At 32.1% G+C, this 2,374-nt stretch carries 2 protein-coding genes; both read right to left on the bottom strand.

Features of this window, described 5'->3' with window-relative positions:
* Window positions 1-284: hypothetical protein (locus LX78_RS14630; RefSeq protein ID WP_146192608.1), on the bottom strand; the 284-nt coding region annotated here is incomplete at its 3' end.
* A 290-nt stretch (window positions 285-574) separates the two neighbouring features.
* Window positions 575-2,374, bottom strand: a 1,800-nt coding sequence (locus LX78_RS14625; RefSeq protein ID WP_146192607.1) for a T9SS type A sorting domain-containing protein, incomplete at its 5' end; no start/stop codon positions are given.

Raw genomic sequence — 2,374 nt, 5'->3', positions numbered from 1 at the left:
GCAGACCAATCAACAATTTTATAGTCGAAAGCAACTGTTAAATCTGTTCCATTAGACTCTCCAACAATATTAGGCGATATTAAGTCATCTGTTAAGTTTGTAGCACTTAAGTTGGCTCTAACAGACACCACACTACAAGGTTGAAATACGGATCCTGAATAACCTGTACCACTCCATCCTGGAGGTAGGATTAATCCTGCGTCGAAATTTTCTACTAATCCAATTTGAGAAAACCCGAAAAACGAAATAAACCCAAGCAAAAGAGAAAGTGTAATTTTTTTCATTATATATAAATAGGTTAGTTATTTTAAATAAATCACTGTTATATAGCAACTTATCTTTTTTCTTTGTTTGAATTAACAGTCGAAGCATTATCAATCTGTATAATTCGAAAAAACTAAATTATAAAATTTCTAATTTAACAATGACTTAACTTTTGCATAATAGATGAAGTACGCTTTTATCCGATGAATTGAATGCTTTAAAATAGATCTATAATTTGAAAAATGAAATTAATAAAAAAGAGAGCTTAGCATGTGCTAAGCTCTCTTTTTTAAAATGAATTTAGTTAAAATTAAAATTTCACAAGTCTAATAATTTTTGAGTTTTTAGCCTGACTAACTTTAACTATATAAACTCCACCATCTAATCTACTTCCAAAACTATATCGCTGTTCAGGTCTAAATATATTAGTATGAACAAGTTTATTATTCATATCAAAAACTTCTATGATAGCATTATTTGTTAAATCATCAGTAATTAACCTTAAGTTAAATACTGTATCCGAAGGATTTGGCCAAGAAGTTACATCGAAATTTATATATCTATTTTCATCTGGCTCTGAAACTGGACATGGATCGCAAATGACATCTGAATTCCAAATAACATTATTTAGACCATGGACTTTATTTCCAATAAATAAACCTGTCATATAAGTTGTTTCAGGGTTATTACTATTAACATTAGAACCTTTAGCAAGTATTTGATGTCCATTTGAATAGATTATAGCTCTTACATTAGAACCTTTCTCTACATGAACATCATTATTTACATAAAATGTAACAGAATTTCCACGAGAATTTATTGTTCCGTATTTAGCTAAAATGAACATGTTGTTAACATAAACATTTGAACATCCTTCGAATTCAATATTTGCTCCTTGACTAGTTTTTATTCTATTTACAAAAACATTTGGTTGAGAGAAAATAACCGTTGCTCCATCTCTTACCCATACTTGATCATAAACATCTCCATCTAAAGTTTGAGTATCTCCATTAACAATTGTTACTGATGGACTACTATTATTAGATTGTGTGTTATACATGAAGTCTGGCATTATTGGATTAGAAACTTCGTTAATTTCTTCACCAATAGTACTTCCTTGGTTTAAAGTAAAATTCATTGCTTGTCCAAAGTCAACAATATGACTATCCTGATGCAATTTAATTTCTCCATTATAACTACCTACACCAACGCCTCCAGATTGTACTACATTCTCTCCATGAAGGAAAACATCATTGGCTGCATAAATAGCATATTCAGAAAGTGGTGTACCTTCTTCAATATTTGATACAGTGTATTGTACAAACGTACTACAGTTAGTTTCAGAAGTTACAGTTAATCCATAAGTCCCATTTTCAGTAACCACTATACTTTCGGTAGTTTCACCAGTAGACCATAAATAAGTAACAGTTACATCGCTTTCTGCAGTTAAAATAACACCTTGACAGAAAACAGATAATGGTGTTTCTGTAATCTCTACCGAAGGAATTATTCCATCCACTGTTATTGTTGCTTCACATGTTGAAGTGTTTCCTCCAAAATCAGTAACTGTTAGAGTTACTATATTTTCACCTATATCATCACATGTGAAATTATTTATAGATACAGACATGGAATCGATACCACAGTCATCTGTACTATCCATACCAATTGAATTTATATCTTCTTCAGTTAACATATACATTCCATTACTACCTAACATGACAGTAATGTTATTACATATCGCAACTGGATCTTCTAAATCTTCTACTGTAATTGCTACAATGGAACTTACAGGACAAGGACCAGAAGTCGTGTATTCAACATTATATGTTGAACCAAGAAATCCACCAGTTATAGTTCCAGTTTCAGGGTCTATTGTTGCACCATCTCCTGGCTCTGGGTTGAATGCAAACGTTCCACCTAAATCTCCTGTAATTGCAGCAGTAGCACCATCACAAGTTGTAGTTAATGTAAAAGATGCATCTTCTGCAAGTAATACTGTCACATTATGTGTACTACTTTCAGAGCAATCTCCTCCAGTTGTATACTCAACTGTGTAAGTCATTCCTGAAACGCCTCCTGTTATAGTTCCTGTTGCTGAATCTATAGC

This window comes from Xanthomarina spongicola (assembly GCF_003148645.1).
Taxonomy (GTDB): Bacteria; Bacteroidota; Bacteroidia; order Flavobacteriales; family Flavobacteriaceae; genus Xanthomarina; species Xanthomarina spongicola.
This window is presented reverse-complemented; position numbering and strand designations above follow the sequence as displayed.